Raw genomic sequence first — 5,217 nt, 5'->3', positions numbered from 1 at the left:
GCACGCGCGCCGGGGCGGGTGCGCCCCCAGATGTGCGCGCCGAAGCCGTAGCCGCGGGTGAGGAACGCGAGCGAGTCGTCACGAAGTGCTGTCGAAATCGCCATGCGGGCCATGGTCGCAGTCGAGCGCCGACGCCTCTAGGGGGTGGCACCCGGGTACTGCACGTGCATGAGCCGCTTCGACGCACACCTCGTGCCGCCCACCGTGGCGCTCGCCAAGGCCGTGGCCGCCATTCCGGCCGCCGACGGGCTGCCGGGCGGCGCCGTCTACGAGCCGAAGTGGGACGGCTTCCGGCTCACGATCGTGAAAGACGGCGAGGCGCGCCTGTGGTCGCGTCAGAAGCGCGAGCTGACGGATGCCTTCCCCGATCTCGCCCGCGCCGCAGCCGGTCACCTGCCCGACGGTGTGATCGTCGACGGCGAGGCGGTCGTGTGGCGCGACGGCCGCCTCGACTTCGGCGCGCTGCAGCAGCGTCTCGTGCTGCGGCATGAGCGCCGCGAGCGCGAGGTGAGTGCCCGCCCGGCCAGCTACGAGGCGTTCGACGTGCTCGCCGTCGACTATCGCGATGCGCGCGAGCTGCCGCTCGCCGACCGCCGCAGCCTGCTCGAGGAGCTCGCCGCAGACTGGGCGGCGCCGCTCGCGCTCTCACCGACGACGCACGACGAGGCGGAAGCGGCCGAGTGGTTCGCGCAGCTGCCCGAGTCGGGCATCGAGGGACTCGTCGTCAAGGGCGCGGCTCAGCCCTACCGCGGCAACAGGCGCGACTGGGTCAAGGTCAAGCACCGCGACACCGTCGACGTGATCGCCGGCGCGGTGACCGGCACGCTCGCCCACCCGCGCGAGCTCATCATCGGCCTCCCGGGCGACGACGGCGGGCTGCGCATCGTCGGCCACAGCACGGCGCTGTCGGCGGAGGCTGCCGACGCGTTGAAGGGCGTCATCGCTGCGCCCGCCGACACCCACCCGTGGCCGACGACGCGCGAGGCGAACCGGTGGCGGCACGAGGCGAGCGAGCTGACCCTGATCGAGCCGTTCGTCATCGAGATCAGCGCCGATACGGCGCGAGACGACGGCGTGTTCCGGCATCCTGTTCGCTTCGTGCGCACGCGGCCCGAGATGAAGCCGGCCGATCTCGGGTGGGCGGCGCCGTGAATTCGCAACCCGTAGCGCTGTGCGCGGCGCGAAGGGCAGTCTGGGAACTCAGAGTGAAGAGGGGGAAGACGTGACAGAGATCGGCCAGAGTGCAGACCGCGACGAAGCGCCCAGCCCGGACGACGAGCGGAAGCCGCAGTCGCCGCAGCACATCACGAAGCGCTCGTGGAAGTACGTGTTCCGGCGCACGATCGCCGAGTTCTCGGCGGACCAGGGCCAGGATGCCGCGGCCGCGCTGACCTACTACGGGGTGCTCTCCGCGTTCCCGGCGCTGCTCGCGGTGTTCTCGCTGCTCGGCGTGGTCGGGCAGGGCGGCAGCGCCGCCGACGCCGTGCTGAAGATCGTGCGGCAGGTCGCCCCGGGGCAGACCGTCGACCTCATCGAGGGGCCGATCCACCAGTTCGCCTCGTCGTCGGCCGCAGGCCTGGGGCTCGTCGTCGGCATCGTGCTGGCGGTGTGGAGCGCGTCGGGCTATGTCGGCGCCTTCAGCCGTGCGATGAACCGCATCTACGAGATCGACGAGGGCCGCCCGTTCTGGGTGCTCAAGCCGAGCCAGCTGCTGATCACCCTGGTGCTCGTCGTGCTGGTCGCGATGATGGCGGTGATGCTCATCATCTCGGGCCCGCTCATCGGAGCGATCGGGAACGCGATCGGGGTCGGCGACGTGGCGACGAGCGTCTGGTCGATCGCCCGCTGGCCGGTCATGGCGCTCGCCCTGATCTTCGCCGTCGCGCTGCTCTACTGGGGCACGCCGAACGTCAAGCAGCCGCGTTTCCGCTGGATCTCGCTCGGCAGTCTGTTCGCGATCGTCGTGCTCGCGATCGCGACGGTCGGCTTCGCCTTCTACGTCGCGAACTTCGCCAACTACAACAAGTCCTACGGCTCCCTCGGCGGCGTCATCATCTTCCTGGTCTGGCTGTGGATCGTGAACCTCGTGCTGCTGCTCGGCGCCGAATTCGACGCAGAGCTCGAGCGCGGGCGCGAGCTGCAGGCCGGCATGGATGCCGCCGAGGAGATCCAGCTTCCGCCGCGAGGCACGCGCCAGAGTGAGAAAGCCGTGGAAAAGGCCGAGAAGCTGATCGCCGACGCGGAGGAGCTGCGGAAGTCGTGACAGTCTCGTCTGCGTGGCAGGACGGAGGCGGCGCAACTCGCGCAGGCGCGGGCGAGCGGCGACGGCGATGGCTGTCGCCCTCGGTGCGGCCGGACTGGTCGTCGCGCTCGTCGTAGCCGGAGTCGTCGGGGTGGCCATCGCGGCGAGCAGGCCGCAGCCGCAGGCATCCGCGTCGCCCGTGCTGCCCGCGTGCCCCGCGGCCGACCCGGTGACGGTCGGCGGCATCGTGGTGCCGCGCGGCCCTGTCGCCGGGTTCTGCCAGGCCGAGCTCGTCAACGCGGCGCAGGTCATGAACGCCGCCAGGTCGCTCGGCATCGGCACACATACCCAGGCAGTCGGCGTCATGACGGCGATCGGAGAGAGCGGGCTGCGCAACCTCGACTACGGCGATGCGGCGGGCCCCGACAGCCGCGGCCTGTTCCAACAGCGCGACAACGGCGCGTGGGGCACCCTCGCCGAGCGCATGGACCCGTACACCGCGGCGCTGCACTTCTTCCAGAAGGCGATCAGGGTGCCCGGCTGGCAGACGATGGAGCCCACCCTGCTCGCGCATGCGGTGCAGAGGAATGCCGACGCGGGCTACTACGCGCAGTACTGGCCGCAGGCCGAGCAGATCGTCGCGGCGCTGAGCGGGTGAGTGCGCGGCGCGTGCCCCGGGTACCGCTCGCGCATGGCCAAGTTCTATGACGAGACCGCTGTTGAGCCCGGGCACGCGCAGCGCTTCGCGATCGGCGAGCTGCAGGTGCACGTGAGCCGCACCCCGGCGGGCGAGTGGATGGTGGACGCGGGTGGAACGGACGTGGTCACGATCCGCCCGGCGGACGGCGGCGGCTTCGTCGTCGGCGCGGGTGCCGCGCCCGCGTACCGCAGCGTGTTCCCCTCCGCGATGCAGCTCGCGCTGCGCCGGCTCGGCTTCTAGCGCTCAAGCGCGGCGACCGCGCGGATGACGGGCGCCCAACGCGCCACGTAGTCGGCGAGCTTCGGGTCGTCGGCGTACGCCGAGTCGAGCTGGTACAGACCGGGCGCCGGGGTGATCGCCCCGAGTTCGACCAGCACGGGCTTGAGCAGCAGCTCGGGAGCCAGCGCGTGCGCGGGCCCGGCGCCGAGCATGAGCGGCACGGCGACGACGCCCTCGAGGCCCGTCGCTGTCGCGAACTGGTCGAGGAACAGCTTGAGCAGGCCCGTGTAGGTCGCCTTGAAGGTGGGCGAGGCGAAGATCGCAAGATCGGATGCCTGCACCTTCGCGACCGCCGCCGCGACGCTCTCGTCGCCCCAGCCGATGAGACCCGGGCCGAGTTCGATCAGGTCGATCAGCTCGACCTCGTCTGCGCCGAGCGCGGTGGCGAGGCGCTGGGCGGCATCCGCGGTGCGAGACGCGGGCTTCGGATTGCCGACGACGGCGACTGCTCTCATGCCGACAGTCTGTCGTGCGCACCGCTCGTAGCGCGGCAATATGACGCAGCCCTACGACGGCGACCGCCACGGGACCGCCGTGCGCAGGGCGGCCTGACTCACCCCGCGAGCGCGAGTCGCAGGCCGAGGGCGATCATCACGACGGCGATGAGCCCGTCGAGCACGCGCCACGCGACGGGGCGTGCGAACAGCGGGCGCAGCAGGCGTGCGCCGAAGCCCAGCGAGAAGAACCAGATGAAGCTGCCGGCGACCGCACCGCCGACCCACCACCAGCGGGCGTCAGGCGCCTGCTGATTGGCGAGCGAGCCGAGGAAGACGATGGTGTCGAGGTAGGCGTGCGGGTTGAGCCAGGTGAAGACGGCGACGGCGGCGATGGCGCTGCCGAAGCGCACCCCCTTCTCGGAGCCGCCTGCCGCGGAATCCGCCGAGTCGGTCATGGCCTCGCCGCCCCGCTTCAGCGCGCGCCGCGCCGCCATCAGGCCGTAGCCGACCAGGAAGATCGCGCCGACCACCCGCGCCACGACGAGCACCTCGGGCGCGCGCTGGACGACCGCGCCGACCCCTGCTGTGCCCGCGGCGATCAGCACCGCGTCGGAGAGCGCGCAGAACAGCACGATCGGCAGCATGACGCGGCGCGCGGCGACGACGCCGATCTTCAGCAGATAGGCGTTCTGGGCGCCGATCGCGACGATCAGCGAGAGGCCCGTGCCGAGGCCGAACAGGGCGGGAAGCAGGGTGGAGCTGAGTTGCACCCTTCAACGTTAGGAATTCGCCGACCATCACACCAGCTAAAGAATCTGAACCGGCATAAGCTATTCTTATGCCAGAGCTCAACTCGGATCAGCTGCGAACGCTGCTGGCGGTGATCGACGAGGGCACCTTCGATGCCGCCGCAGCGAAGCTTCACATCACGCCCTCAGCGGTGTCGCAGCGCATCAAGGCGCTCGAGCAGGCGGCGGGCGCCGTGCTGGTGCGGCGCAGCACGCCGATCCACGCGACCGAGGCGGGCCTCGTCGTTCTCCGGCACGCGCGCAAGCTCGCCCTGCTCGACCTCGATCTGACGCGCGAGCTCAGCGCGGCAGGGCGCCAGGGCGGTGCGCTCTCGGTGCCGATCGCGGTCAACACCGACTCGCTCGACACCTGGTTCCCCGACGCGCTGACCGCGCTCGTGCCGCGCGACGACATCGTCTTCGACCTGCGCCGTGAGGACCAGGAGCACACGCTCGAGCTGCTGCGCTCGGGCGAGGTCGCGGCGGCGGTCACCAGCATCGCCGAGCCGGTGCAGGGGGCCGTGAGCATTCCGCTCGGCTCGATGCGCTACCGGGCGGTGTGCTCGCCCGCCTACGCCGAGGCGCAGCTGGGCGGCGTGGCGCACATCAGGCGCATCGCCGACGCCCCCTACGTCGACTTCGACCGCAAGGACCAGCTGCAGCACCGGCTGTATCACGCGGTCGTCGGCGGCGAGGGCCGGGCCCCACGGCACTACGCCCCCACGACCACCGCATTCACCCGGGCGATCTTCGGCGGTCTCGGCTGGGGGC

At 71.3% G+C, this 5,217-nt stretch carries 7 protein-coding genes; 5 read left to right on the top strand and 2 right to left on the bottom strand.

What is annotated here, in order from left to right; translation table 11 throughout:
* Nucleotides 1–168 precede the first annotated feature (168 nt).
* The 4 genes from ACM2XV_RS11855 (at nt 169) to ACM2XV_RS11840 (ending at nt 3,182) form a co-directional block, all read left to right on the top strand.
* Nucleotides 169–1,152 (top strand): ATP-dependent DNA ligase, encoded by a 984-nt coding sequence (locus ACM2XV_RS11855; RefSeq protein ID WP_487027064.1) that lies wholly within the window; start codon nt 169–171, stop codon nt 1,150–1,152.
* A gap of 70 nt (nt 1,153–1,222) precedes the next feature.
* Entirely contained in the window at nt 1,223–2,263 is a 1,041-nt protein-coding gene (locus tag ACM2XV_RS11850) for a YihY/virulence factor BrkB family protein (protein WP_487027063.1), read from the top strand.
* A 67-nt stretch (nt 2,264–2,330) separates the two neighbouring features.
* Nucleotides 2,331–2,900, top strand: a complete 570-nt coding sequence (locus ACM2XV_RS11845) for a hypothetical protein (protein ID WP_344775386.1) — start codon at nt 2,331–2,333, stop codon at nt 2,898–2,900.
* A gap of 33 nt (nt 2,901–2,933) precedes the next feature.
* On the top strand, nt 2,934–3,182 hold the full coding sequence (locus ACM2XV_RS11840) for a hypothetical protein (protein WP_487027062.1): 249 nt from the start codon (nt 2,934–2,936) through the stop codon (nt 3,180–3,182).
* On the opposite strand, the gene ACM2XV_RS11835 is transcribed toward ACM2XV_RS11840, so the two are convergent.
* Complete coding sequence (locus ACM2XV_RS11835) at nt 3,179–3,676, bottom strand: NAD(P)H-dependent oxidoreductase (RefSeq protein ID WP_487027061.1); 498 nt, start codon at nt 3,674–3,676, stop codon at nt 3,179–3,181. The two genes, ACM2XV_RS11840 and ACM2XV_RS11835, sit on opposite strands and share 4 nt — an antisense overlap.
* Before the next feature lie 98 nt (nt 3,677–3,774).
* Nucleotides 3,775–4,428, bottom strand: a complete 654-nt coding sequence (locus ACM2XV_RS11830) for a LysE/ArgO family amino acid transporter (protein WP_487027060.1) — start codon at nt 4,426–4,428, stop codon at nt 3,775–3,777.
* A 68-nt stretch (nt 4,429–4,496) separates the two neighbouring features.
* On the opposite strand from ACM2XV_RS11830, the gene ACM2XV_RS11825 reads away from it, so the two are divergent.
* Nucleotides 4,497–5,217, top strand: a 721-nt coding sequence (locus tag ACM2XV_RS11825; RefSeq protein ID WP_487027059.1) for an ArgP/LysG family DNA-binding transcriptional regulator, incomplete at its 3' end; no start/stop codon positions are given.

The organism is Gryllotalpicola sp. CP2-P1 (genome assembly GCF_057512245.1).
This window is presented reverse-complemented; position numbering and strand designations above follow the sequence as displayed.